The sequence below is a fragment of the Nostoc sp. NMS7 genome (genome assembly GCF_017115085.1).
Lineage (GTDB): Bacteria > Cyanobacteriota > Cyanobacteriia > Cyanobacteriales > Nostocaceae > Nostoc.
On the sequence record NZ_JABXKJ010000075.1, the window covers coordinates 1 to 26,976 of the forward strand.

27 protein-coding genes and 2 pseudogenes are annotated in these 26,976 nt (G+C 41.5%); 16 read left to right on the top strand and 13 right to left on the bottom strand.

Annotated elements, in window-relative coordinates; translation table 11 throughout:
• The first annotated feature begins 404 nt into the window (after nt 1-404).
• From HWQ38_RS06930 to HWQ38_RS06960, 7 genes are all read left to right on the top strand, one after another.
• Nucleotides 405-635 carry a hypothetical protein gene (locus tag HWQ38_RS06930; RefSeq protein WP_194041385.1) on the top strand — a complete coding sequence of 77 codons (231 nt, stop codon included), beginning with the start codon at nt 405-407 and terminating at the stop codon, nt 633-635.
• A gap of 37 nt (nt 636-672) precedes the next feature.
• Nucleotides 673-864, top strand: coding sequence for a hypothetical protein (locus HWQ38_RS06935; RefSeq protein ID WP_292791520.1), 192 nt, complete (start codon nt 673-675; stop codon nt 862-864).
• Between the two features lie 227 nt (nt 865-1,091).
• Complete coding sequence (locus HWQ38_RS06940) at nt 1,092-3,833, top strand: TonB-dependent siderophore receptor (protein ID WP_292791523.1); 2,742 nt, start codon at nt 1,092-1,094, stop codon at nt 3,831-3,833.
• 68 nt (nt 3,834-3,901) lie between these two features.
• Entirely contained in the window at nt 3,902-4,660 is a 759-nt protein-coding gene (locus HWQ38_RS06945; RefSeq protein WP_292791526.1) for an alpha/beta hydrolase, read from the top strand.
• A 95-nt stretch (nt 4,661-4,755) separates the two neighbouring features.
• On the top strand, nt 4,756-5,793 hold the full coding sequence (locus HWQ38_RS06950; protein ID WP_292791528.1) for an iron-siderophore ABC transporter substrate-binding protein: 1,038 nt from the start codon (nt 4,756-4,758) through the stop codon (nt 5,791-5,793).
• Between the two features lie 136 nt (nt 5,794-5,929).
• On the top strand, nt 5,930-6,949 hold the full coding sequence (locus HWQ38_RS06955; protein ID WP_292791530.1) for an iron ABC transporter permease: 1,020 nt from the start codon (nt 5,930-5,932) through the stop codon (nt 6,947-6,949).
• Complete coding sequence (locus HWQ38_RS06960; RefSeq protein WP_292791532.1) at nt 6,946-7,986, top strand: iron ABC transporter permease; 1,041 nt, start codon at nt 6,946-6,948, stop codon at nt 7,984-7,986. Before HWQ38_RS06955 ends, HWQ38_RS06960 begins: the two co-directional genes overlap by 4 nt.
• A gap of 60 nt (nt 7,987-8,046) precedes the next feature.
• Here HWQ38_RS06960 and HWQ38_RS06965 read toward each other — a convergent pair whose 3' ends face one another.
• The 3 genes from HWQ38_RS06965 to HWQ38_RS06975 form a co-directional block, all read right to left on the bottom strand.
• The gene (locus tag HWQ38_RS06965; protein WP_292791534.1) at nt 8,047-8,313 is read right to left on the bottom strand and encodes a phytanoyl-CoA dioxygenase family protein; all 267 of its coding nucleotides are present in this window, start codon (nt 8,311-8,313) and stop codon (nt 8,047-8,049) included.
• A gap of 281 nt (nt 8,314-8,594) precedes the next feature.
• Complete coding sequence (locus tag HWQ38_RS06970) at nt 8,595-9,254, bottom strand: 2OG-Fe(II) oxygenase (protein WP_292791537.1); 660 nt, start codon at nt 9,252-9,254, stop codon at nt 8,595-8,597.
• Between the two features lie 28 nt (nt 9,255-9,282).
• Nucleotides 9,283-9,756, bottom strand: coding sequence for a hypothetical protein (locus tag HWQ38_RS06975; RefSeq protein ID WP_292791540.1), 474 nt, complete (start codon nt 9,754-9,756; stop codon nt 9,283-9,285).
• 675 nt (nt 9,757-10,431) lie between these two features.
• Between HWQ38_RS06975 and HWQ38_RS06980 the strand changes: the two genes are divergently transcribed.
• The 3 genes from HWQ38_RS06980 (at nt 10,432) to HWQ38_RS06990 (ending at nt 14,051) form a co-directional block, all read left to right on the top strand.
• Nucleotides 10,432-11,223 (top strand): ABC transporter ATP-binding protein, encoded by a 792-nt coding sequence (locus HWQ38_RS06980; RefSeq protein WP_292791543.1) that lies wholly within the window; start codon nt 10,432-10,434, stop codon nt 11,221-11,223.
• A 231-nt stretch (nt 11,224-11,454) separates the two neighbouring features.
• Complete coding sequence (locus HWQ38_RS06985; protein ID WP_292791545.1) at nt 11,455-12,471, top strand: iron-siderophore ABC transporter substrate-binding protein; 1,017 nt, start codon at nt 11,455-11,457, stop codon at nt 12,469-12,471.
• A 359-nt stretch (nt 12,472-12,830) separates the two neighbouring features.
• Nucleotides 12,831-14,051 (top strand): acyl-CoA dehydrogenase family protein, encoded by a 1,221-nt coding sequence (locus tag HWQ38_RS06990; protein ID WP_292791547.1) that lies wholly within the window; start codon nt 12,831-12,833, stop codon nt 14,049-14,051.
• A 92-nt stretch (nt 14,052-14,143) separates the two neighbouring features.
• Here HWQ38_RS06990 and nifE read toward each other — a convergent pair whose 3' ends face one another.
• The 6 genes and pseudogenes from nifE to HWQ38_RS07020 all read right to left on the bottom strand — a co-directional run bounded on the left by nifE (nt 14,144) and on the right by HWQ38_RS07020 (nt 18,915).
• Entirely contained in the window at nt 14,144-15,535 is a 1,392-nt protein-coding gene (gene nifE / locus HWQ38_RS06995) for a nitrogenase iron-molybdenum cofactor biosynthesis protein NifE (protein WP_292791549.1), read from the bottom strand.
• A gap of 677 nt (nt 15,536-16,212) precedes the next feature.
• A pseudogene (locus tag HWQ38_RS07000) lies at nt 16,213-16,452 on the bottom strand (ISAzo13 family transposase); the annotation flags it as partial.
• 119 nt (nt 16,453-16,571) lie between these two features.
• On the bottom strand, nt 16,572-16,949 hold the full coding sequence (locus tag HWQ38_RS07005; protein ID WP_292791552.1) for a hypothetical protein: 378 nt from the start codon (nt 16,947-16,949) through the stop codon (nt 16,572-16,574).
• A 21-nt stretch (nt 16,950-16,970) separates the two neighbouring features.
• Nucleotides 16,971-17,378, bottom strand: a complete 408-nt coding sequence (locus HWQ38_RS07010) for a hypothetical protein (protein WP_292791554.1) — start codon at nt 17,376-17,378, stop codon at nt 16,971-16,973.
• Nucleotides 17,379-17,651: 273 nt separating this feature from the next.
• Entirely contained in the window at nt 17,652-17,780 is a 129-nt protein-coding gene (locus tag HWQ38_RS07015) for a hypothetical protein (RefSeq protein WP_292791556.1), read from the bottom strand.
• A 40-nt stretch (nt 17,781-17,820) separates the two neighbouring features.
• Nucleotides 17,821-18,915: an NAD/NADP octopine/nopaline dehydrogenase family protein gene (locus HWQ38_RS07020; RefSeq protein WP_292791558.1), complete on the bottom strand. Its 1,095-nt coding sequence runs from the start codon at nt 18,913-18,915 to the stop codon at nt 17,821-17,823.
• Between the two features lie 754 nt (nt 18,916-19,669).
• On the opposite strand from HWQ38_RS07020, the gene HWQ38_RS07025 reads away from it, so the two are divergent.
• The 5 genes from HWQ38_RS07025 (at nt 19,670) to HWQ38_RS07045 (ending at nt 23,922) form a co-directional block, all read left to right on the top strand.
• Nucleotides 19,670-20,959, top strand: coding sequence for a substrate-binding domain-containing protein (locus tag HWQ38_RS07025; RefSeq protein ID WP_292791560.1), 1,290 nt, complete (start codon nt 19,670-19,672; stop codon nt 20,957-20,959).
• 22 nt (nt 20,960-20,981) lie between these two features.
• Nucleotides 20,982-21,119, top strand: a complete 138-nt coding sequence (locus HWQ38_RS07030; RefSeq protein WP_366933250.1) for a hypothetical protein — start codon at nt 20,982-20,984, stop codon at nt 21,117-21,119.
• Between the two features lie 63 nt (nt 21,120-21,182).
• A complete protein-coding gene (locus HWQ38_RS07035) occupies nt 21,183-22,061 on the top strand; it encodes a substrate-binding domain-containing protein (protein ID WP_292791562.1) in 879 nt (292 codons plus the stop codon).
• An 83-nt stretch (nt 22,062-22,144) separates the two neighbouring features.
• Nucleotides 22,145-22,843, top strand: coding sequence for an ABC transporter permease (locus HWQ38_RS07040; RefSeq protein ID WP_292791564.1), 699 nt, complete (start codon nt 22,145-22,147; stop codon nt 22,841-22,843).
• Nucleotides 22,840-23,922, top strand: coding sequence for an ABC transporter ATP-binding protein (locus HWQ38_RS07045; protein ID WP_292791567.1), 1,083 nt, complete (start codon nt 22,840-22,842; stop codon nt 23,920-23,922). The genes HWQ38_RS07040 and HWQ38_RS07045 overlap by 4 nt, the downstream gene beginning before the upstream one ends.
• Nucleotides 23,923-24,041: 119 nt before the next feature.
• Here the strand turns inward: HWQ38_RS07045 and HWQ38_RS07050 are convergent, their stop codons facing one another.
• The 4 genes and pseudogenes from HWQ38_RS07050 to HWQ38_RS07070 all read right to left on the bottom strand — a co-directional run bounded on the left by HWQ38_RS07050 (nt 24,042) and on the right by HWQ38_RS07070 (nt 26,153).
• On the bottom strand, nt 24,042-24,284 hold the full coding sequence (locus tag HWQ38_RS07050) for a hypothetical protein (RefSeq protein WP_292791569.1): 243 nt from the start codon (nt 24,282-24,284) through the stop codon (nt 24,042-24,044).
• Between the two features lie 71 nt (nt 24,285-24,355).
• A complete protein-coding gene (locus HWQ38_RS07055) occupies nt 24,356-24,718 on the bottom strand; it encodes a GIY-YIG nuclease family protein (protein WP_292791571.1) in 363 nt (120 codons plus the stop codon).
• Nucleotides 24,719-24,894: 176 nt separating this feature from the next.
• Nucleotides 24,895-25,347 (bottom strand): annotated as a pseudogene (locus HWQ38_RS40370) (type 1 glutamine amidotransferase).
• A 212-nt stretch (nt 25,348-25,559) separates the two neighbouring features.
• Nucleotides 25,560-26,153 (bottom strand): TetR/AcrR family transcriptional regulator, encoded by a 594-nt coding sequence (locus HWQ38_RS07070; protein WP_292791579.1) that lies wholly within the window; start codon nt 26,151-26,153, stop codon nt 25,560-25,562.
• Nucleotides 26,154-26,733: 580 nt separating this feature from the next.
• Here HWQ38_RS07070 and HWQ38_RS07075 point away from each other — a divergent pair.
• Nucleotides 26,734-26,925 (top strand): hypothetical protein, encoded by a 192-nt coding sequence (locus HWQ38_RS07075; RefSeq protein WP_292791582.1) that lies wholly within the window; start codon nt 26,734-26,736, stop codon nt 26,923-26,925.
• The last annotated feature ends 51 nt before the right edge of the window (nt 26,926-26,976 follow it).

Genomic DNA, 26,976 nt, shown 5'->3' on the forward strand with positions numbered 1-26,976 from the left:
GGCACTTCGTCGATGTCATCTGGATTATTTTGTTTCTCTTAATCTATGTTTGGCAATGACTCTTTGTGGTCTGAGGTGTTTTATGCGGAAGATCGCCATGTCGAACAGCAGTTAAGGCAGTGACATTCATAGATAACTATTGCCAGCACTATTGTGTTTTGTTTGAGAATGCGAGACATTTTGAAGCGTGTTTTGGTTGCCTTGATTAGTTCTAAGTTACCTAATTGATGACTTAGTTAAAATACCAAAGGCGCATTAGATGCCCTTGGAATACTAGAAATCCTTATAATAAGCCCAAACCCTCCCAGGACATCCCAAGAGGGTTATCTTTTGCAACTAAAACAACAGACTTGGAGCAACTATAGATTTATGCTCGACAATGTACTCTTATACCTTAAAATCCAATGCCAGTCGTATTTAATGTAGTAGATGTTGAGGACAAAGAGCATTACTTGAACTATGAAGAGATAGAGGAAACAAAGGTTGCTGATGAAGGATTACGCAACGATGATTACCTCGATGCTCAATGCTTTTTCGTCCTCCTCAAAAATGGAGATATACTACTTCTAGAAATGGCTAGACAAAATCAAGTAAGTAAAAACTTCCTTTACCGCTTACTGATGCCAGGAGAATAGCCTCCTTTAATATCTAGAGCTACCTGGATGCCGACCGTTGCTATTCTTAAATCCATCGTGGACACACGAACCTGTTGCGATCGCAGTTTTTGATCAACTGCGATCGCTCCAGCATCAAATGATAAAATCCATATTCCAGAGCTTCAACTGCAATTCTTCTTCTAACTGCGATCGCATTCCAGCAAGCATCTCTAAACTACGTCACAACGACTCAAACGAAGCGGTCTAAAGCCATACCAGAACATTTGTTCTAATTACGTCAAGTTCCTCTAAAGTAACGCCACGCTGGGTAAAAACTCAGATGTCAGCATCTTCTCAAGAATCTTTATCATCATGATAATTGTCTGCAAAGCAACATAAATGGTTGATTTCCTACTCAATCTTGCTTATACTTCGCAATGTAAGTTTACTTGCGAAAGTAAAGAATATTGGCACAAAGATTGGTAGGAAAGTGGAATGATCAATTATCGGGGTGTGTGCAATGGGTGTTTGCTAAGTTTGGTAGCGAGTGTTGGCATCGGTTTGGGTAGTAACCTAGTCAAGCAAGAGCCAACTCTTGCACAGTCCCCAGTTAATAAAGAAGCGATGCCCTTCGACAGGCTCAGGGTAAGACCTGCGGTGGGCTACGCCTACGCATCGGTAGTCAGAAAAACCTCTGTTCAATTTGCTTTAGTCACCAAGTGTAAAGCGAAGCGGGAGCAAACACCCATATCAGAAGTTCGTCAACTCAATTCTATAGAACGTCCCCTCAGAAGTAGATCAGATGTATTGGGGGTCAGCAGAGATCAGAACCTTATCGCTCAACTAACTCAAGCCACAACTCCCGTCGTGTCAGTCACAAATGTGAAGGTGAATAACACAGATAAAGGGATAGAGTTAATTTTAGTTACGCCCAATTCTGAGAAATTGTCCGTTTCACCGAAAACTGAAGGTAATTCCTACATTGTGAATATACCCAATGCTCAGTTGCAATTGGCGAGTGGGGAAAGTTTTCAACAATCAAAGCCAGTTGCAGGAATTGCACTAATTACAGTTGCCAATGCGGACGCTAACACGCTGCGGGTGACAGTAGTTGGGGAAAAGGGTGCGCCTGTGGTGGAGTTATTTGATAGTCAGAGTGAAGGTTTAGTGTTTGGGGTGACAAGTACTGCATCCACGGCACAACAGCCAACACCAACACCGGAAAAGCAACCACCCATTGAGTTAAATGTAATTGGGGCGCCTGAAGGAAGCTATAACGTTCCTGACGCGACTACAGCCACAAAAACACCAACGCCACTACGCGATGTTCCTCAGTCGATTCAAGTGGTTCCCCGCCAGAGTTGGGAGGATCAAGGAGCCATTAACGCTATTGATGCCTTAAGAAGCGTCGGTGTTATCCAGGGTTTTAATTCGCCGAGCAATGGTGATGTCTTTAACATTAGGGGTTTTCAGACGACTAATATCCTTCGCAACGGTCTTAAGGACTATGTAGGAGGAGCTACAACGGGACAAACTCAACTCAACGATATTGAACAGATAGAGGTTCTCAGAGGACCTGCCTCTGTCCTTTACGGCCAAGGCAATCCAGGTGGCACGATTAATTTTATCACTAAGCAGCCCCTGAGTGAGCCTTACTTTGCTGCCAGTATGACTGGCGGTAGTTATAGTTTGTATCAACCAACTTTAGATATTTCTGGCCCTCTTAATTCTGACAAAACACTCCTTTATCGGTTAAATCTTTCCTACCTGACGACAGGAAGCTTTGTTGACTTTTTTAACTCCCAGCGTTATCTAATTGCACCCGTTGTTAGTTGGCAAATAGATCCCAATACAAAAGTCACTTTTGAAACAGAGTTCCGATACCAGCAGCAGTTTCCGAGAACAGGACTACCTGCTGTAGGAACTGTTTTGTCGAACCCAAACGGAAAGATTCCGCTCAGTCTTAACACATTGGATGTGAACGCCAAAAACGATACTACCTCTGTTCTGTTGGGCTATAACTTGGAACATCGCTTTAATGATAACTGGTCTTGGGTGAATGCTTTTAAGGTTAGGTTTGTTGGCTTTCTAAGAGATAGTGCCAATTCTGTCGCTCTACAACCCGATGGTCGGACTCTGAGACGCTCAGAGCAAACCGATATAGGAGGACCAGGTGTGGATAACGAGTATGCTCTAGATCATCATCTGACAGGTAAATTTAAAATCGGCGGCCTTCAGAATGAATTAGTCGCAGGCTTTGACTTGTACAGAGAGATCAATATTTACAATCGGACTATGAGTACTGTTGGTTCTATTGATCTATTTAACCCCGTTTACGGTAAGCCCATTGGTGCTGTTACTTCTACACTTAATCAAAAAACGATCAATGATGATATCGGTCTTTATGTTCAAGATTTAGTAACCCTTGCTCTCAACCTGAAGCTAGTCCTCGGCGGACGAGGAGATTTTGTCCAGAGTAGTGTTACCAACTTTTTAAATGCAAGTGCCAATCGAAGTCAACCTGACCAGGCATTTAGTCCTCGTGTAGGTCTTGTCTATCAACCTATCCAACCCATTTCACTCTATGCTAGCTACAGTCAATCCTTCTCCCAAAATATTGGAACCACGTTTGATGGTAGTTTATTTCAACCCAGTCGTGGCACTCAATATGAAGTGGGAGTTAAAACTGATTTCTTCGGTGGCAAGCTGTCTTCTACCCTGGCTTTGTATCAACTAACTCTATCCAATGTATTGACGACTGACCCTAATCATCTCACCTACTCTATTGCAACAGGGGAACAACGCAGCCGAGGTATTGAACTCAATGTTACCGGGGAGATATTGCCAGGCTGGAATGTGATTGCCTCCTATGCCTATACGGATGGACAAGTAACAAAAGACAATCAATCTGTTATTGGCAATCAACTAGTGAACGTTCCTAAGAATAGCGCGAGTTTGTGGACGACTTACACCTTTGCCAAGGGGAATTTGCAAGGGTTAGGGTTTGGACTGGGTTTGTTCTATGTCGGCGAACGGCAGGGAGATTTGAACAACTCGTTTAGTGTACCCAGTTATTTACGCCTTGATGCTGCTGTCTACTATCGAATAAATCACCTTCGCTTCGCGCTTAACCTGAAGAATCTGTCCGATGTTCAGTACTTCACCCCTCGAACTATCCAACTTGTTTATCCTGAAGACCCATTTATTGTGGAGGGAACAGTAAGTTGGGAGTTGTGACAGAGCAATAGTGGAATGACACGCTTGAAAAATTGATTATTTCCAAATTTTGATGTTTGAGAGTATTTATGTCTGATGATACCGATGTTGTTTGGATCAGTTCTAGTCATGTATTGCAGCGTTTTGATCGACCATTACTACAATATATATCGCAGTCTATGAATGTGGATCAGTGGGAATATCTCCACGATAAAGATGAAGGTAGTTCCATAGATGAAGCTGTAGATTTGATATATGAATTCTTAGGACAGTATTCTCATCCTATACATTTAGCAGGTCATGGTGCGGGTGGTGCGTGGTTTACCGCCGCAGGCATCGCCTTAACTTTTGCTCGTCGCTATCCCCAAAAAGTGCGATCGCTGGTCTTATTGGCTGTAGCTTCTCAACCTGCTAATACTTGGCATGTCCACTATTATTTGCAAAGAAAATTATTTACTATGAGTCGTGAGCAAGTTTTAGCAAGCTGTGTTCGTCATATTTTTGGTGAGCAACCCCATAATACTACTAAAATGTTAATGGCTGTGTTATGTGGAGATTTAGAAGAATCCCCTCTTTTACACTCTCTTTTCAAATTAATTGAGTTACCTAAAGGCGGGGTTTTTATGCCCTTGATGGTATGTGGGAGCAAGAACGATATCATTGTTAATTCATCGGCGTTAAAAGGCTTTAAGCCTGAAGATCATCTCTGGGAATGTCCCAAAGGTTATCATTTTTTTCACTACTTTTATCCTCAAAAAGTCTGCGAACAAATGTTGAGCTTTTGGCAACCATATCATCTACAATCAATGCTAACATCTCAACTAGTTTTTCAAAATTTGACAAATTAACAAGTATTCTTTTAAGAGGTATATATTTCTTCTTCCTGTTACACAACTAAGATGCGATCGCTTTACCATAACCTGTGTCTTCTTCACTGTTATATATGCCTAAGTTCTGCTTTGTTGTGCTGCTTACGCTCCTAGCGGTTTCTGCTTGCAGTTCCTTTGGTCGTCAATTAACGACCCGCAACATCAACGTTGTTTCCTCAAGTCGAACATCACCTGTAGCTCTCCACGCAGTCCAACATTTAATGGGTCAAACTCTAATTCCTACCCATCCTCAACGAGTCGTCGTTTTAGACCCGTGGATTGTAGAAATACCTCTAGCTCTGGGATTCAAGGTGGTGGGTGTTCCAGATCCGGCTAAAACTCTCCAAGGGATAGGATTAGCAAATAAACACCCTGGTATTGAAGACATTGGTGCGCTTCTTACACCCAACATAGAGAAAGTCATGGTTGTTAAGCCAGACTTGATCTTAGGCACGAAGCGAAACCGGGAAGCTTACAGTTTATGGTCTCACATTGCACCCACTATTCTACTCAAGATAGAAAACAGTGGAGACTGGAAACAGCCATTTATGCCAGCAGCAAAAGCTTTGGGGAAAACCGAGACAGCAAAACGTTTAGTGGAAAATTATAACGCACGCTTAACCGAGTTCAAACAAAAGATGGGTTCTCAACTCAAAAAGACTGTAGTTTCCGTCGTGCGCCTGATGCCACAGACGATTAACCTGTTAACCAAGGGTGCATTCTCTGGAGTGATTATAGAGGATGCTGGTCTAATCCGTCCTCCTTTGCAAAATCTGGATGCCATAGCAACTCAAAAGAAATGGGGCAGCCCCATTAGTTACAATATATCTTCAGAGATCCTCGCCCAGATAGATGGGAATGTCCTATTTATACCGCTCTTCGGCTTCAAAGACCCTACCGAAGCCAATAATGCTGTGCATCAATTCATGGCAGAACCTCTATGGTCAAAGCTTAAAGTTGTTAAGCAGGGTAAATTCCATGTAATTAGTGGATTTTATTGGCAAGGTAGTAGCTATATATCAGCCAATCGAGTTCTTGATGATTTATTTACTTATATTTTGCACCCACTGGAAGAAACCAGGAGTAAAGGAATAAAGCCTGCAAAAGCGTAACATCTTTTTTTTGGCGCGATCGCACGAGTCTTTAGTCATCCGTGAGAGATTAAGATCAGCTTACTTTTGTCAATTAGTAATTATGCTTAAAAGTTAGTAAAAGCAGAGATACAAAGTTAACTCTTGTCATAAATCCATGAACACAAATATTTCTCACCCTGAAAAATACTATATCCGCATTTTCAGCTTAGGCATAGGTATCTTAGTGGTATTGTTAGGTATTTTCGCCAGCATTTCTTACGGTGCAGCTGACATTCCCATTGCCAAAATACTTACTGCATTCACTAACTATGATGACTCTACCGAACACATAATTATCCGGTCGATGCGCCTACCGCGTACACTGATTGCAAGTATGGTCGGTGCTAGTTTGGCCATAGCTGGGGCGTTAATGCAAGGACTGACTCAAAATCCCTTAGCCGCACCAGGAATCTTGGGGATCAATGCAGGTGCAGCCTTAGCAGTGGTGACAGTGGTTTTTGGCTTGGGTACATCTTCACCAGCCCTGATTACCCTTGTAGCATTTCTTGGAGCCTTAATAGCAGCCTTAACAGTTTACTCCCTTGGTTCTCTGGGACAAGGGGGCGCAACACCATTGAATTTGACTGTTGCTGGTGCTGCCCTCACCGCCTTGCTATCTTCAATTACTACAGGTGTACTGATTTTAAGCGATCGCACTCTTGAAGAAGTCCGCTTCTGGCTAGCAGGTTCTCTGGCTGGACGAGACTTCAATTTATTTGTAACTGTGTTGCCCTGGATGATAGTAGGATTATTAACAGCTTTGGCCTTGAGTAGACAAATCAACGTCCTCAGTTTAGGAGAATCGGTAGCGACAGGCTTAGGTCAGCAAACAGGTTGGATCAAGTTGGCAACAGCATCAAGCGTTGTAATATTGGCAGGGAGCGCTGTCGCACTAGCAGGGCCTATAGGCTTTGTCGGTCTGCTAATTCCCCATCTGGCGCGGGGAGTAATGGGTGTTGATTATCGTTGGGTATTGCCTTGTGCAGCTGTGTTTGGTGCAGGTTTACTAGTATGGGCAGATTTAGCAGCTCGTTGGTTAATTAGACCCCAAGAATTGCCTGTTGGCGTGATGACAGCCCTTTTGGGTGCGCCCTTTTTGTTGTATTTAGTGCGTTGGCGGGTGAAGAGAGGATGACAACAATTCCAAATTCCAGATTCCAAATTCCAAATTCAATACTTAGCAACCAGCCTGTAACTAGAGTATTGTTACTACTGCTATTACTCACGCTTGCAGTCTTGGGGATGAGTCTTAGTTTAGGAGATTATCCTGTGCCGCCAGTAGACATAGTGAAAGCTATTGTTGGTTTACCAACTCAAGACTCAGAATCCCCTTTTGTTGTTGTCACTTTGCGTTTACCGAGAGTGCTAATCTCTTGGTTGGTAGGAGTGGGCTTGGCAATTGCGGGTGCAATTTTACAAGGATTGACACGTAATCCTTTAGCTGACCCTGGTATTGTTGGAGTCAATGCAGGTGCAGCCTTAGCAGCTGTTACCTTAATTGTATTATTCCCGGCTGTACCGACTATGTATTTACCCTTTGCTGCCTTTGGTGGTGCTTTTGTTGCGGCGTGTTTGATCTACTTGCTAGCTGGGACAGGAGAAAAATCACCTCTGCGATTGGTTTTAGTGGGAGTAGCATTAGCAGCAATTATGGGAGCTTTTACGACTTTGATGCTAACTTTTGGTCAAATCAATGATGTTACTAGAGCATTGGTCTGGTTGGCGGGTAGTGTCGCTGGTAAAAGTTGGGAGCAAGTCTGGCAACTACTACCTTGGCTAGTTATCTTCGTTCCCTTGGCTTTACTGCTGGCACGGGAACTGGATACTCTGCAACTGGGTGATGCTGTAGCTAAAGGACTCGGTAGCCGGGTCACATGGCAAAGGAGCAAATTATTGTTAATAAGTGTAGCACTGGCTGGGTCAAGTGTGGCGATCGCCGGCACAATTGGCTTTGTTGGATTAATGGCTCCCCATTTAGCACGTAGACTTGTTGGGTCAATACATCAAAATTTATTGCCAGTTGCTGGTTTAATCGGGGGATTATTGGTAGCAGCAGCAGATTTTGTGGGTAGGACTTTATTTTCTCCGACAGAATTACCCTGTGGTTTGCTGACTGCTGCTTTAGGAACGCCCTATTTCATCTATTTAATGTATCAAAGACGACATCGATGAAAAATCAAATAGCGAGATTAGCAAGTCCCATTAGATGCAGTTAGATCGCTCTTTTCTCAGCTAGTTAGCTGGTGACAACTGCCTTTTGTCATGCTGCGAGCCAAAATACTCAGAGTAGGAGTAACTGCGAACCGACTGGGTATGCCATTCCGTAACAATTGCCTTGCGGGTGAGTGATGGATTAGGTGCAGGCATAGTTCCATGAATTATGTTTGGATCGAATAACACTACATCACCCTTATTAATCGAGAATGGAACCCTTGGTAGACCTTTTGTGAGAGAGGCTGTCTTCTGACAAACCACTTTCCAAATAGCTCGGTTTTCCAAAAATGCACTCTCTGAATCATTCGGTGACGGCGAGCGAAGCAGCTCAAAAATCTCTGGGTTGCTTTTCTAAACTTTGGCGTTCTTCAGAAGTCAGAGAGACAATGTATCGTTTTGCGGACATAGCTTATATATTACCGGAAATATATCTCCCTGTATCCGTCAAAATGTATTTGACAGACTACTAGTAAATTTAAAAAATACTTCAGGGAAGTAAAAGACCCTAGAGTGGAGAGGAGGAAACGGCATTTACTCTACTCTTGAGAACTTGCTAATCGAACGGCTTAAGACTCTGGTAGCCAAAAGGTAGTCGCTAGATGCAAACGGTGTTGAGTTGCATTTAAGGAAATAGGGGAAACCATGTGCCAAGAGCGATCGCAACGTACAATAGCAACTGAATATTGCGGCAAGGGTGGAACTTCTTTAACTACAGATGTAGTCTGATTATCTTTGAGAACTCGGAAATGCCCTCCCCAATCTATGTTCCATCCCTCATTGAAATAGAAAAGATGAGTTATATGTTTACGTGGGATATCTGTATGAGGACGGTTCCAGAACCCTAAATCATGTCGTGTTAAATAAATTGTTAGTGAATGGTTTTTCAAATCCAAATTAGTAAGATGCTCCATCGCCTCTCGATAATCAGGAGTGAGAAGTTGTTCAATCAATTTTTGCCAACTAAGACTCAGATCGCTGATATTTTGCAGACTTTTGTACTTACTTTCATCCAGAATGCAGCGTGCAAAAAACCTGTAGTCATTATATGTATATTCCGGGTATTCATCTGGCTCAAAGTCTCTAGCATGATATTCTTTATAGTTTGTAGTAGGAAAACTATTTGCTAGTTCAGATTGTACTGAAGTGTCAAGCAAGTTTTCAAATACAATCCATTTATAAGGAATTTCCTGCATAGTTGCATTACTAATTGCGCTCAAGTTCAACATAATCCCTCTTAAAAAACTTTCAAATAGTCTATTGCTGTTTAACTAAATATCGCTCCAAATCGTCTATCATCCGATTGGCTGCAAGGGGGCCATACTGAACCCAGTAAAACCCCACCTCATGAACTTTTTTCTGCTGGACGACTTTTAACTTCGACCACAACGGTTCTGCTTTCAGTTGCTCAAGCATTGGGTGTAAATCCCTTGTGCCCAGTGCGTCTTCTGATACTAGAAATAAAATATCCCCATCTAACTCACTCAGGAGTTCCTTTGATAAAGCATAGGCAGCAGGGCCACCCCCTAGACTCAGGGTTGCTTGACTATCTAAAGTTTGGGAGTAAGGACGTGCAACACCTGCATCTTTAAGAATAACTCCTGAAAAACTTGCCTTTGCCCACAGCCAAAGTGCATCAGTACGCAATTCGGCAACCGAGACTAAAGTTGTGTTCAGGCGATCGCCCATTTTTGCTTTAAACTGTGTCAAACGTGCATAATAATTATCCATTACCTGCTGGGCTGTTTTAGTTTTACCCAGAACACTGGCTGTGAAAGCAAAAGATTCTTTATCAATATTCTGATTAAGTTTTTAATTCTTGACTGTGCAACCACTAGACCCTCTCATCCTTCCATATTAAGGGTTTGCACCTTACAAGTGTGCCATTTTGACTTGACGATTTTCTCTTGGTGATGACCTAGTGAGTCAGCAAATGATCAAAAAGCGATGCCTAAATTGGGCTGCACTTATGCTAAATCACATTCCCAAATGTTAAAAATATTGGCGAAGTGTATGATATACTTACTAAAAATCAGTGGAATTGTCAAAAAATTAATATACCTGACAAAAAAAACGGCAAACACTAGAAAACCTTGCTATTACGCTGGCTAGTTCAGTTTGTCCATTGCAGCTTTTGGGAAAGCGCTGATGCATATTTACCCAAGTCTTTTGTCAGAGTTTCTTTACCAAGTGCAGCACTAAGTACCCAATATTATTGGTAATATATCATCGCAATATGATTTACATATTTATCCTAAAGGGCGATTGCTAACTTGAAGGAAACTTTTGGTATGTGATGACTCCACAGTTAAAAAAAGAAAGCCATCCGCCAGCAGAAGCTGCAAAGCGTCCACGCACGCCATTACAAACTTTCAGACCAATATATCCTTGCAATCAGAAAGCCCTATGGAGAACACAGTCCTTGAAACCCAACATCTGAGCCTCGCTTACGATGGCAAACCCATCATATCCGGTCTTAACCTGTTAATTCCCACAGGACAAATTACTGCTCTAGTTGGCCCGAATGGTTGCGGGAAATCTACTCTACTGCGAGGTTTAGCCAGACTACTCAAGCCCCATATTGGTAGTGTATATCTTAATGGTGCTGATATTTTTCGACAGTCAACAACCAAAGTTGCACAACAACTCGGTATTCTTCCTCAAGGGCCAGTTGCACCAGAAGGATTGACTGTGCGAGATTTGGTAGCACAAGGTCGTTATCCATATCAAAAAAGTTGGCTGCAATCTTGGACAACTGAAGATGAACGTCAAGTCCACAAAGCACTAGCAACTACAGACCTCAACGAATTAGCCCATAGAGCCGTAGATACCCTTTCTGGCGGGCAGAAGCAACGTGCTTGGATAGCCATGACTTTAGCGCAAGATACGCAGATTTTACTATTGGATGAACCGACAACTTTCTTAGATTTAGCTCATCAAGTGGAAGTGCTGGAGTTACTGTGGGATTTGAATCAACTTGAGGGGCGGACAATTGTCATGGTGTTGCATGACCTGAATCAGGCGTGTCGTTATGCTCATCAGCTAGTAGCTTTACGTGATGGCGCTGTTATGGCTTATGGAACTCCAGCAGATGTGATGACAGAAGAAATGGTGCAGGAGGTGTTTGGATTAGCTTGTCGAATTATACCAGATCCAGTAACAGGGACACCTTTGTGTTTACCTTTAGGAAAGAAATGATGACACGGGGTCTTGAGGTAGAGCATACAACAATATACCGATGGGTGCAGGAGTTTAAAAAACAGAACATCGGTCTTCAAGTGAAATTTGTTGCTCAAATTTTAACAGTAGCTGCATAACTAGTTTTAATTTATACAAGTTTTTGGAATTTGCAAGTTTTTGCAACACAACCTCTTGCACAGGCAATAGGCGATCGCTCTACATAAACTTTATATTCTTCACTTTGTCAATATGCCTAAGTTCTGCTTTTTTGTGCTGCTGACGCTCTTGGTAATTTCTGCTTGCAGTTCCTTTAGTCGTCAATTACCGACCCGTGATATAGCCGTCGTTCCCTCAAGCCAAACATCACCGCCCGTCCACGTACTCAAACACGCAATGGGTCAGACTCTAGTTCCCGTCCATCCTCAACGAGTCGTCGTCATAGATCCGTGGCTAGTGGAAATACCTCTAGCTCTGGGAGCCAATCTGGTAGGTGCGCCAGGTCTGGCTTCAACTCTCCAGGGGCTAGGGTTAGAGGATAAGCACCCCGGCATTGAAGAGATTGGCGCACTTCTGACGCCGCCGAACATGGAGAAGGTTATAACTCTCAAGCCAGACTTGATCTTGGGCACGACTCGGAACCGGGATACTTACAGTTTATGGTCTCAGATTGCACCCACCGTTCTGCTTAAGGTGCAAAGCAATGGAGACTGGAAACAACCCTTTATGCCAGCAGCAAAAGCTCTGGGGAAAACCGAGACAGCAAAACGTTTGATCGACGATTACAACATACGTTTAGCCGAATTCAAACAAAAGATGGGTTCCCGACTCAAAAAAACTTTAGTTTCCGTCGTGCGCCTCATCCCAGAGACGATTAACCCGTTAACCAAAGGTGCATTCTCTGGAGTGATCATAGAGGATGCTGGTCTAATCCGTCCTCCTTCGCAAAATCTGGATGCTAAAGCAACTCAAAAGAAAGCAGGCAACCCCGTTGGCTACAATATATCTTCAGAAGTCCTCACCCAGATAGATGGGGATATCCTATTTATAGTGCGCTACGGCTTCAAAGACCCTGCACAGTCAAAGATTGCTGTCCATAAACTCATGGCAGAACCTCTGTGGTCAAAGCTTAATGTTGTTAAGCAACGTAAAGTTTATGTAGTTGATGATTTTTATTGGCTCACTGGTAGTTATCTATCAGCTAATCGAGTTATTAATGACTTATTTACTTATATTTTGCACCCACTGGAAGAAAGCAGAAGTAAATGAATAAAGCCTGCAAAAGCGTAACATCATTATTTATCATAAATTAAAGGGTTTAAGACCCCTACCTTTATACGTAACATCAGTTTTAGTTGGGCGAAAAGTTCCCGAATGTAAATGTTTTTAATTTTGAATTTTGAATTTTTAATGGTGGTTAATTTTCAACTCGTCAGTTTCAAGTCCAGACGATAAAACGCAAACAGTATGTAATTATGTTCTGATTTATGCTTATTACCATACTGTTTTTATTTACCAACATAATTATTCATACCGCATTAAAATAAGCTACTTACAAAAATTGCCATAAATCAACTAGTGCAAAATATAAGATTAGCAACTAAAAACAAGTCGATTACCTCTATTAAATGATATTCAATCTAACTCTCAACAAGCAAACTCTGATTGAGCGCATTAGCCAACTTGCACGCGATAAGTTCGCCTCTCGCGCCGCTAGTTATGACCACAATGCTAGCTTCCCAAAAGAAGATTTTGAAGACCTTTTTCAAGCAGGTCTGAATGCGCCTGTTGTGCCAACGGAATACGGTGGTCTAGGGTTAGGACATGATAGCGATATCTTTACTCTGTGGATGATGACTAAGGAACTGGCAAAAGTGGATTTATCCCTAGCCCGTTGCTGGGAAGGACACGCAAATGCCCAAGTTTTACTAGCGGCTATGGCTAATGAGTCTCAGAAAAAGCGCTGGTTTGAGGGTATTGTCCAGCGTGGCGAGAAATGGGCGGCTTGGAGTGGAGAACCCCAATCTCAGATTCCAGGTCAAAAAGCCAGCCTTGGCACAAGTGTTCAAGTGGTAGATGAGGGATACATCATAGATGGTACAAAGGTATTCGCCACCAGTGCCCCAGAAGCACAGTGGGCAATTCTCTTGGTCAACACAGCAGGGACTGGGGGAGCGCGTCATAGCAATGGCTCACCGACATCAGTATTGTTACTAGCCTGCAACCTATGCGACCCCAGTATTAGCTTTGATGATAGTTGGTGGCAGCCAATTGGGATGAGGGGCACAGTGAGTTACTTAGTTCGCTTTCAAGGTACTTTCATCCCTAAAGAAAACTTGATTGGCTATCCAGGACAGTACATCCAACAGGAGTGGCAGACGCGGTTTACGCCTCTGTATGGCGCTGCTTTTCTCGGAGCTGCTGAAGGAGCCTATGATTATACTTTAGCATACATCAACAAACAGGAAAAAGGACACGACCCCTACGTACAACACCGAATTGCTAAGGCAGCAATTAATATAGATACTATGCATTTATGGCTGCGGCAGGTAGCCACTCTTTGGGAAACAGGCCAGGTCTTAGGGGCAAAACAAGCAGGCAATCGTGCCCGTTACATAACTGAACAACTGGCTTTGGAAACGGTGAACGACTGCATACACGCTTGTGGAGCTCGCTCCTTGATTAAACCAAGTCCTGTGGAGCGAATATTGCGAGATTTATCCTTTTACGTATTACACGATAATTGCGATCGCGTTTTGTCTTCAATTGGTCAGGAGATTCTGGGGCAATCGTTTGATCGTGCCTATTTCAACACCCACCCAACTCACCAAGAAGACCTTACGGAATAAAAATATTGTAGTATAAAATACCTCAAAAAGATTCAGGCAACTTGTGGTAAAAAAGATCGGTCGTGCGATTCTGTCGCTTGCCAAATAATTTCTCAAGCGACATCATGGTTGATTTTTTCATCCCAAGGAGCAGGTTTGCTGACTTGCTCCCACACAGGACTATACAAGGCTTTATACAATTCTCGTGCCAGTTCCACCAGCCCCATATAACCAGCGTAGGCATGATGGCGTTCATGGTTAACATCCAAAAAAGGAATTTGTGCTTTCAGTGCTGTATATTTATTACCACTCCCACTAATCAGCACATCAGCTTTTGTATCCTTCAGTACCTGTAGTAATACTTGCGGGGTTGCTTCGGGCAAAAGAATGCCATCTTGACCAAGATATTGTTTAATTTTGGCTTTCTCCTCTTCTGTAGTCTTTGCGTTAGTGGTAGCAATCACTTCCATTCCCAAATCTTTGGCGGCTAAAATAATCGACCAAATTTTTACACCACCAGTAGAAAGAATAATCTGCTTGCCTTTTAACTGGGGACGGTAAGGAGCTAGAGCAATATCTAGGGCTGCGTTTTCTTCTATTATTAACCATTCTGTCCGTTCTTGAAGATATTTATCCCCTAATATTACTGCAATATTTCGCAAGCAATGGTTTAAGTTTTCCACACCGAAGAAAGATTCTTCAATATAAGGAATTCCATAAAGTTCTTTCATTGTTTGCGCCATTGGTAGCACTACATTTGAGCAAATGACTACATTCAACTTGGCACGATGAGCATAGCAAACTTCTTTATAACGAGCATCACCCGTAATTTTGGAGAGAACGCGTATACCCAATCTCTTGAACAGTGGTAAAATATTCCACAAATCACCAGCAACGTTGTAATCACCAACAATATTGATATCGAAAGGGGTGGTAAATTCTGGTTCTGCCGTTCCGATTACATATTTCAATAAACTCTCATTGCCAATGCGATTACCCAAATTTTTACTACCAAGAAATCCAGGCGAATTTATATAGACAACCGGAATATCAATTTTCTGTGCAGCCATTTTACAGACACTATCGATATCATCACCAATCAAAGCAGTAATACAAGTAGCGTAGACAAAAATAGCCGCAGGATTATAGCCTTGAGCAACATCGAGAATAGCTTTGTACAGTTTCTTTTCACCACCAAAAACGACATTATTCTCACCAAAATTAGTAGTAAAAGCAGTTTGGTATAATTGAGAGCCTGATGAGAGGCTACCATGAGTTGCCCAAGGATTATGAGTACAAGCAACAGCACCATGTACTAAATGAACAACATCAGTAATAGCTCCGACAGAAACCATCGCTCCATCTAAAGGACAATTTCCTTGGTTTGCACCAGGTTGTGGTGGTTTTGTGCAAGTTAGTTTTTTCTTGTCACCCAATTTTTTTTGATTATGTTTGCAAGCTGTTTCGTCAAGTGGTTCGTTGATTGTTACTTGAGTATTTTTCATGGCTTTCCTCGTACTGAAGATTAATACAAAAGAGTCAAAATTTAGGAGTTAGAAGGCGCAGTATCGCTTGCCAAATTATTTTTTAGCTCTATTTATTAGCATAAAATATTCTCTAGGTAAGCAATAGCCAAAATCTTTAATCTGAGTAGCGCGTATTTCAATAAGTACAGTTTTGGCTATTAATAGTACGAACGCAAAGATGAATAAAAATCGTTCTTTGGTTCTATACCGACACTAATTTTGTAAATGGGCATTTAATTTGTCAAACGATACAAGAAAAATTCTTCGATACTTTGTATTCTTAGAATAAGAAATCTTTGATTTTCTTGACTTAAAAAGTCTAACAAAATCTGTAATTAATAATAGTAAAAATAATAACAATAGTGTAAATATATATTGCTATATCAAGCATAAACGCAGTTATATATAGACAGGTTTGTATAGATAAAAATCATAATTACTCTAATATAAATAAAATCCCCACTAATGGGAATAGACAGACTATTCTAACTGTATGTGAGGATATTAATAATTTAAATTATATATTGATTATGGATGTTTTATTTATAAAAATCGGCGATAATTGCTCAACTGAAAACAACAGAAAAAGTGGAGCTATTGGTTTATTAGACTCTCTAGCTAATGACTAATTGTAACCACAAATTCTGTTTGTAAAGTTCTTCTGCCTTATAATGCTCCCTCGCTGAATAATTATCTACACAAGTAATGCCACTAGTTAATTCTTTAATTCCTTTATGGATAGTTTTTCTATCCCACCTCAATTCTTTTTGAGCCAGCAGTTGTCCTGCGTAACCTAATCCCATTACAGTTTGCACTTGAAAACGCCGTCTTGCTGTACCAATAAATTGAGTTGCTGTTTCTTTAAGCAGACTTTTCAGTGAGTCAGTTAATTCAATTGATACTCTTAGATACCCAAAAACTCAAACTATAGAGAATTGAACTTACTACAAAAAGGGGAGTCAGGGCTGCGATCGCAGCCCTGACTCCTTACCCTCTACAATGATTATTATTCCTCTTAGTCCGGCCGATAGTAAAACTCCCGACACAGAAAATTGGGTTGGCTGCCATCCTTGAACTTGTGAAACGCAGCAATAACCCACAAATCTTTGTTCATGTTCGCTGCCAACAAGGATTCCACTGAATCGCGATCGTATCTTGCACAGAAAGCCTTCTCATTGATATTATCTACAAACGGTGTCACCTCAGTCTCACCCCAATCTTTGAGGGACTCGGCACCATAAGCGTGCATAATAATTTGCTCATTATGCTTGGTTAGGGTAAATTTCTCGATCCATGTAGTCTTGGTGTTGGAGTTTATCCAGGTTCCTAAATAAGGCGTGAAATCAATCACGGTGTCCTTGGGCTGGTTTCCGTAAATTTCGTTTCGTTCCATCTTAAAATGTTCCTCTTCTTACTAGCGATGAAAAAACTCGCGGGCAAAATGATCAGTTCGACCACTACCATCTACGTAGCGGGTATAGGACTGAATCACCAAGATTCCCAATTTTTGGTTTGCCACCAGATGTGTCTCAATCCCGTCTAGCTTGTAAAAAGCGTGGAATCCTCCTGCTATAAGTGAGTTTCCTACAGCGTAAGGCACTGCCTCAACCTCACCCCAGTCAATTGGATCGGGTTCGTTGGCTCCATAACCCTGAAACACAAGGCGATCGTTTTGTTCACTCAGAACCACCCGCACCAAATAATTAGTATCCGATTTAGTATTGACCCAATTACCTACTAAAGGTGATAGTTCTATTGGCTCCTTGATACTAGGGCGTTGGTCAGCCTGCATATAGTGTGCGTATTGAGTTGTTTGTGTCATTAGCTAACTCTCTAACGAATAAATTGCACCATTCTAATAATAAATATAAACTACTTATTAACGTACATATAACTAAGATAATATTTTATTAATAAATTAATTTTATAGTCACTCTAAAAATAGCAAATTGTAGATAAAATTTATTTTTTTAGTAGAAAATTTCATAAGTTCGTAGCTGTATTTTCTCAATATTATCCTTGCCTTAATCACTTGACTAAGAGCTATTCTATAATTGTGACGACGCAGATGATTTAAGTCGTTAGATAAAATTAATTACATAAATTTTTCCAAATTATCAAAGAATTTTTTCAACAAATGCGATAAAAGTTTCCCAACTAGAGTAAGCATCTTATCAATCCATTTATATTTAATAAACCGCCACAAAATCTCAATCAAATTCAACTCTGGGGAATAGCAGGGCAGTTCAAAGATGGTAATACCACTAAAGTTCTTGACTGAGCTGATGCCGATTCAATTCCAGAAACTCAGCGTTCCACTCTAGAGGTATGTCAAGGAACTTATTTCCGATTGTGATGCAACTGTCTAGAAATGGTGTTTCTACTCCAGCTAGACGAGCTAAAACTTGTAGGGGAAAACAGCCATAAGGCAGATCCTCAACCAAATAGCGGTGATGAGGGTTACACAAGGTCGTATTGGAGTAGGCTCCAACCTGCTGGATATGTTCATAAAGGGATGATCCGGTGGTTCCGTATGCGATTTGATAGTGGCTTTTGATATCAATTAAGTTGAGGACTCCCAGTGCTTCACCCACTGCTATGCGATCGCTATCCAGGTGGTCAATGAGTCCAACAGTACGGGAACCAAAATTATGATAGAGGTTGTAATCCTCACCAGATTCCCATCTAGCTAATGAAACCAGAAGCAGAGGAAGGTGAATAATGTCATTAACTTTATTCAGATTAATTTCTAAAACCGAAGCAGCAGCACATAAATTACTAAATACAGCTTGGTAAGCGCTCACAATCCGATTTGTCATGATTCGGTTCTGAGCCGCCACAAAGAATTTGTTGGTAAGTGTGCTAATCCTGATTTGATCCTCCATATTACCGCGACTGACGAACGGAATATTGTTGACATCAGCCACAGCAGGCAACAGTTCTTTAGCTATTCCTAGTCTCTGGAGTACCTTACAAAAAACCCGACCTGCAAAGCGGCTAGCACAGAAAACCAGAACGTTCATTTGAGGATTGACATATTCAGCTAGAATCCTGGCGTAGGGTTCGATGTCTTGACCGCGACAACAGATCACCACGTTGAGTGGTAGTTTCCCACCATTTAGTGCCGCCAACTCATAAATGTTATTGGAACAAGCTGCAACTAGATAACTTCCGGGAGAAACTAATCCAATTGAGTGAATGGTTCTTGTCTGGGCAACAATGGAAGAACGGCGAGAGAAAAGGTAAACAGTATGTTCTTGATTACTCAAATAGGCAGCTGTTGCTAAACCAATGTGTCCTTTACCTACAACTAAGTACTTAGTCTGTACCATGTGCCAATTAGTTGATCCGAAAACCATAAACAAGGATATCTTAAATTCACCATTCGCATAAGAATTTTGTCTGAGCATTGTTGAATCCAAGTGTGAATTATGCACATCTGATGGTTAACATATGGACACAGGTACGTTGCACGTAAATATTTAAGCTTAAAATCGTTCATCTTTGTTACAAAATCAGGAAAAATTCTGTAGCTATAAATACACTTTTCATAAAAAAATCCCAGGGGAAACTTTTTATTAGTTTAGCAATTATTTTGGACATGTGTATGATATGCTTGCTACAAAGGAATAAAAAACAGTAATAAACTAACAAAAAGTCTAGAAATTACTTGACTTCCTGCAAAAACAAAAATCTGGCGAGTATTTTGACAATATGTATGCAAAATTACAAAAGCATTAACAGAACTTTCAGCAGAAAAGGCACACGCTATAGCAATCCGATTTGATTCGGTGAATCACTCATAGAGATAGGGAACGGGGAAGAAAGAATAAAGGTGTACTGAGTTTTTTCAAAAATAAAATACAACAAATACAAATAGAAGACCTTGCTATTACTTAGGCAGTCAATCATGAAAAATTTCACAGTCAGTCATGAAAATCGACTTTCCCCTACACATGCCAGTTGCTACAAGTCGGGAAACCGCATCGCCCTTGGCGTCTCCCCTTCTCCCAAAGGGAGAGGCTAGCGCCAAGGGAGAAGGGCGCACTGGCCTTTTTCAAGTCAGATTAAATGTGTCCGCTACGGCTTTTTCTAACGGAGAGATACAGCCTCATGAAACTGGATGTGAATATTTACAATAACCTGAAGGCAATTAGGAATCGTCTGGGCATGAGTCAGCAAGAATTAGCTAATATAGCTGGCGTAACCCGTCAGAGTATTGGTGCTGTGGAAGCCGGACAATGTGCGCCTTCTGTTACTATTTCCTTGCGTTTAGCTAAGGCACTTGGTTGCCAAGTTGAGGACTTATTCTGGCTAACAGAGGAGGAGTTGCCCCAAATTGAGGCGATTCTTGCCGGTTCGATCCCTAACCTACAGCGATCGCAAGTTAGTCTAGCGCGGATTGGGGATCGATGGATAGCTTATCCTTTATTAGGCAGAGATGCTTTTCGCATTGAAATGATTCCATCTGATGGTGAAGTAGTTGCAGTGAGCCATCCCATTGTAGGGAGTGGCGTTAGCGCAAGCGGTAGCGGCGTAGGAGCATCACCTGTAGGGGTGGACGGGTTCCCCAGTATAAGCAAACTGCCGTTAGCTTCAACGGTAGCAAGAAACGAGCCTCACCCTCCGGGTGAAGCACAGAGCCAGATAGGTACAAATAAAGTTCTGGTTAGACTTCTAGATGATATAGACAAATTGCACAATACAGTTGTGATTGCTGGTTGTACACCTGTGCTTTCCCTGTTAGCAAAAGCAACTGAACGCTGGCATCCGCAATTGCGAGTTCATTATCGTTTCGCCCATAGCAAGGCTGCATTGCGTAGTTTATGCCGAAGTGAAGTTCACATTGCAGGGATGCACTTATATGATCCTCAAACTGGGGAACATAACATTCCCTTTGTGCGAGAAGCCTTAACAGATAAGAGTGCTGTCTTGATTACTCTTGGGCTTTGGGAAGAGGGATTGTTAGTTCCACCAGGAAATCCAATGGGAGTTAAAACAGTTTCCGACTTAGTAGAATTTGGAGCAACTGTTGTCACTCATGAACTGGGTTCTGGCAATCGGATGCTTTTAGAACGGAAACTCCAAGAAGAAGGAGTGCCATTGGAGGCTGTGAAAAGATTTGACCATATCGTTCACAACCATGAAGATGTTGCCTTATCTATAGTCTCAGGAGTTGCCAATGCAGGTATCAGTACGGCATCTATAGCTGCTACTTTTGGTTTGGGATTTATTCCCCTTCATAGTGCGCGATACGACTTGGTGATTCTCAAAGAATACTTGGAAGAAGCACCAGTACAGGAGTTTCTCAATATCTTGGGACATCAGCTAGTGCGATCGCAATTAGAGATTCTCGGCGGTTATGACATCAGCAAGACTGGGGAAGTTGTAGCAAATATTTAGAGTCATGAATCATTACTTCATTATGAACAACAATGTCATTCAGATTAACCATACGATCTTGCAAGATGGCGAAAATGCCGCAGGTATAGCTTTCAACGTTGAGGAAAAAATTGCGATCGCTCTTAGGGTTGCCGTAGGCATCGCTCCTGTGCTGTCTTAATGTGCTTTTGTGTAACAACTTATTTCTCTGTCAATGCGTAAATCATATATTTCTAGAGGTTCTATGATTCGGAGAATTTTCATTGCATTTTTGGCATGTTGCTTGGCGATTCTGAGTGCTGAAGCTAGTGATATGCTGGTCAAGCAAAAGCCAGCTATTGCACAGTCAGCAACGAATAAAAATGTGATTGTGGCGATGACAACCAGCATTGAGGACAGTGGACTACTAGATGATTTAGTTCCGGCGATTGAAAAGAAAACAGGATATACGCTGAAAAAGGTTGCAGTCGGCACTGGACAGGCTTTGGTTCTGGCTGAAAAAGGTGAGGTTGACGCGCTATTCGTCAATTCACCTAAAGCCGAACGCAAAGTTTTGTCAGGTGGTGCGGTGATTAATCGCCACTTGGTAATGCACAATGACTTTGTGATTGTCGGCCCAGATGCGGACAAGGCAAAGATCCGAGGGAAAAAGAATGCTGTGGAAGCGTTCAGTCTCATTGCCAAAAATCAAGCATTGTTTATATCGCGGGGAGATGACTCAGGTACTAACAAATTAGAAAAAGATTTATGGAAACAGGCAAATATCACACCATCTGGCAGTTGGTATCAGCAAACAGGTTCAGGGATGGGGCAAACTTTGCAAATTGCTAATCAAAAACTGGGATATACCTTAGCAGATCGAGCAACCTATATATTTCAGAAGAGAAACCTGTCTTTGCCAATACTGGTGCAAGGAGACAAGAAACTATTAAATCTCTACCATGTCATGGAAGTAAATTCTCAGAAATTCCCCAGGGTCAATAGTGCAGGAGCTAAAGCGTTTATTAATTATGTCTTATCTCCTGAAGGACAGACAATAATTGCAGTCCACGGTAAAAAAGAATTCAAACAACCGCTATTTTATGTTGATGCCGGTAAAACAGAGAAAGATTACGGCTTTTAGAGAAACTTGACCATCAGATCATTAAGGATTACTTTACTGCATATTTAAGTATTCTTTCCCAATTTTTTAAGAGATTTGTATTTGTGAATACAATCATCGAAGGGGCTGTGAAAGCTGTTGAACTATTAACCAGTGGCGATAGTGATGTTTTCCAAGTCATGACAATGACATTGTTCGTATCTGGAACAGCTACAGCCATTAGCGTTTTAGTAGGACTACCATTAGGACTGTGGCTAGCATTAGTAGATTTCGTCGGCAAGCAGACTCTGACTAGTTTGATTAACTTCGGTATGGGATTACCACCAGTTGTAGTCGGTTTATTCGTCAGTCTGTTTTTGTGGCGATCTGGCCCGTTAGGAAATCTTGATTTGATGTACACGCCCACAGCGATGATCATAGCCGAAGCCATCATTGCTTTTCCAATTGTAGCCGGCTTCAGTTTTGCGGCAATTATCAGTATTAATCCAAAACTACGCTGGCGACTGTTATCAATGGGGGCGACACAGTGGCAAGTTAACTGGTTGCTAATTAAGGAAGCACGGTTAGGGTTAATGGCTGCAATCATGGCTGGTTTTGGTCGCGTCATCTCGGAAGTTGGTGCATCCATGATGGTGGGCGGCAATATCAAGGGGCAGACAAGAGTCCTGACTACAGCGATCGTTTTGGAAGTCGGGAAAGGAAATTACGATGTTGCTATGGCGATCGCATACATTCTTCTGATCATCACATACACCGTTATCGTGTTGCTGACTATCTTACAGCATGACAAGAAAATTCTATGAGTACTAACAAATATGTCCTGAATATGCGACAGGTGAGCGTCGATAGCAAAACACGTAAAAATATCCTGTCAATTGAAAATTTTACAGTCCGTCCAGGAGAATTGGTTGCTGTGCTTGGCCCCAATGGCGCTGGTAAAAGCACTTTGTTAAGAACAATCAATCTCTTGCAACCTTACCGTGGTGAGATGCAATTATTTGGAGAGGATGTCAGCAATACCAATAAAACATTGTTGCGCCGTCGTTCGGCTTTGGTATTTCAAGAAACCTTATTACTGGATGACACTGTTTTTAATAATGTTGCCAAGGTATTAAAGTTTCGCGGAACACCAACACACAAGATTAAGCAAACGGTACATACCGCACTTGCAACTTTTGGCTGTGAACACCTGGCAAATCAGTCAGCTCGTTCTCTGTCTGGTGGTGAAGCCAAACGAGTTTGTATTGCTTGCGGTTTAGTTGCTGATTCCGAATTGCTGCTTTTAGATGAGCCTTCTGCCTCTTTAGATGTGGGAATACGTCCCCAGATGATTGAGAAAATTAGACAATGGGCGCAAGCTAGGGGATCAGCAGTCATATTAGTCAGTCATAATTTTACAGATATACTGCATTTTGCTGATCGAGCGATCGCTTTATTTGACGGTTGTATTGTACAGGATGATAACTTGGAAAGCATCATCCGCCGACCAACTAACGAGCAGCTTGCCAGATTGGTAGGGATAGATAATATTATTCCGTGCCATGTAGAACGGAGTAGCCGTGGAAGTTTTATCAAACTTGCAAACGGCATAGAGTTTTTATACCCTGGAGAAATCACAAAGCCAATTACTGCATGTTGTTTATCTGGCGATACTTTCAATCTTTACGATGCAAGTTGTTCAATGCGACACAAACTGTGTTCGGTAATTATTGAAGGGCTAGTAGAACGGGTTTTAAATGGTATTGGGATTTGTAGTATTTGGGTTAAGGTGGGAGAACAAACTTTAATCGCCAGAGTGCCTCGGAATAATATATTCGGCAATGTATATCCCCATGAAATAATTAAGCTAGCATTCAATCCTAAAGATGCACATTTTGTTTAGAAAAAATGGCATTGCTAAATTATGCTACTGTTGCGGTAGGAATTAATTGTGATAACAGATTTATTGTTGTACTGCATTAACAACCATGTTCAACTTTCTACTTAATTGAATCTCAGGCACTAGACACTGACGTGCCACCAAGGAACTAAATCTAGGCGAAACCAAAACTCACGAGATGTTACAGAGCCATCCGCAGAAATAATCAATCCATGAACGCACAATTCACTCAAATCAGCATCATAGTCTCGAACAGATAGCCGTTGAGCCTGAAGCCATGAACGCTCCAATGCTCCAAACTCAATAATTTGATTATGCTCCAATCCGTAGAACTGAGCGCAAAAACGCCAGGCTATTTCTTGCAACCTTATTTCAGCTGTCTGCAAGGAAAGCAGAAAACGCTCAGTTAAGGAGGTTGCCTCGTCGATAAGGGTAGCTAGTTCAGCTTGTAAGGAGGTTCGGTAGCTCTTAGAATAATTGCTTCTAACTCCAATAGTAGCGCAGGGTTTTCCCAGTAAGAAATTGGCTGCATCGCAATACGAACGTCTTCATCGCTATATTTGTCAAGCCACGCCCACAAAAAAGCCTTGTGTCCACCACTGAAGGGACCCCGCAAACTCTTAGTTTTACCAATGTAAAGCAACCCATCAGTTTTGTGTCTGATTGCATAGATACCAGGACGAGCAGGTATGTTGGCAAATTCGCGGCTCAAAGGCTGGCATTGCTCAAAGGGTGTGAAGGCGATCGCATCCAGGATTCTCTGAGCTTGGATTTGCAATTCAGAGTCGTTTGTCGCCATGAAAGTAAGAAAAACGAAGTAGCAGGTAGGGCGATCGCTCACTTAAAGATGGGTAGCTTTATTGCATGATAAATAATAATTTATTTTGTAAAAGTAGCAAAATACTCTAAAATTTCATGCATAGCAGTATTTATTTTACTAAAATCATCATCCCGTGTAAGCATTTCTTCGGGTTTCTAAATATATTTACCTGTAACTAATTCCGAGGCGCAATTTTCAATAATTTGCCGAACGCTGTCTTGAGTTGATTCTAGGTGAAATTGCAAACCTAATACTCTATCTCCATAAATGAAAGCTTGATTTTTACATACTTCACTAGAGGCTAGTTGTACAGCACCCGGTGGTAATTCAAAAGTATCACTATGCCAATGAAACATAGGCAAAGACGCAGGGAATGAAGCAAAAATAGCAGATTTTTGTGCTTCTATTGTCACTTGAATCGGATATCAACCTATTTATTTTTCCTAACCTTTGTAAACCTTGGAACCTAAAATATCAGCGATTACCTGCGAACCAAGACAAATACCAATAACTATTTTATTCTTCTTGATTGCTTCTTCAATAAAATATTTTTCCCAAGTCAACCAAGGATACTTATCATCCTCGTAAATATTCATCGAACCACCCATTACTATCACCCAATCTAGGTGATAGTAATGGGTGGTAAACTGTCACCGTTATAAAACTTAGTTGCGGAGAGAATATGATCTTTCTTTATCAACCAGTGTTCAATACTAGCAAGTCCTTCAAATGGCACATGTTGTAAGTAATGAATTCTCATCCCTGACTGCTCCGAACTTAGTTGCAGTGTGATTTTTTACATTAAATCATATAATAGACTTCATGTAACGCCGGATTTTGATGCAGTCTGGATTAGGATTGCCGCCACCTTTTTCGCTTGTGAAGCGGTTGACCAACTTCCTTCCATCATGGCAACCACGATCGCACCTTGCACTAAAAGAAGCAGTTGTCGGGCTAACTGTTCCGGTGATGAAACTTCTGCGGCTTGAGCTAGGTTCTTGATGTAGTGGTAGATCGATTGTTGATGCTCTAATGCCACTCTATGTCCAGGGTGGTCAGCATTGGCTAGTTCTACTGAAGCATTAATGAATGCACAACCTCGAAAATCTGGGCCCTCAAACCATTCCCGTAACGCATCAAATATTGCCAATAGTTGTTGAGATGGGTTAGAAGCTCGTTGCTCAATCGTGGTTTTGAGCCATTCACACCATTGTTCATCCTGTTGTCGCAGCCACGCTTCAATTAATGCATCTTTTGACTTGAAATGATTATAGAGCGACATTTTAGCAACACCAGATTCCGCAACGATTCTGTCAATACCGACGTTGCGAATTCCCTCTCGATAAAACAAGCCTGATGCTGTATTTAGGATGCGATCGCGAACAGATTTACGGGTTGTTTTTGGTTTAGTCATTTAGATCACATCCTTGAATAATGTATATTTTTTAAATGCTTCATCAATAAAACTGACAAAGATTTTCCCAAATTCACGATTGTTTAAACTTAATGCTTTACTAGCTTTTTGAAGTTAGGCTGTAAACGTGTCAAACATCTCATATTTTTTTAGGCTTTTACGTTTCCAAAATATAGCATTCCTATTTAATCAGGACTTACGCAAGATGTGACCAAAAATCTTATTCTTGCGTAGCGGTAATTCATGGATTACCGCTACTTCCGTTATGTTTTACGTAAGTCCTGTTAATCTATAAAAATCTCAAGGATCAGATACCCGACTTCTCCAAGAAGTCGGGTATCTTGTTGTTCACTAACAATAATTGGAAATTGGAAAACACCCTTAACCATTTTTTGATTCCTTTTAAAGATCAGGGTATTTCATCCACATATATATTGAGTTGAGTTTGTTTTATCCAGTTGCTTAAATCGCAAACGCTGTTATCGATTGCTTGTTATATTCTTTCATTCGCCAAAACTTCGATTCTTTCTAACGACTTAATTAAAAACTATCTGTAAAGAATAAAGGGTTTATCCCAGAAGTGATTGATGAACTGCAAGCAGACCAAAGTCCCCCCGAACTCTGGAACTGCTACCGATCAACTACTTCCACAATCCTCCAGAAACTTGTGGAGCAAGACCATCAGTTCATCAAACAATTGGTTAACTTATGGGATTTGGCTTCTTCACTAGAGCGCAAGTGCTTGGAGATCCTTTGTGCTTTAGCGATTTAGATTCCCTATAAATCAAGAATATCATACAACTGGCCAATTTACTTGCGCTAG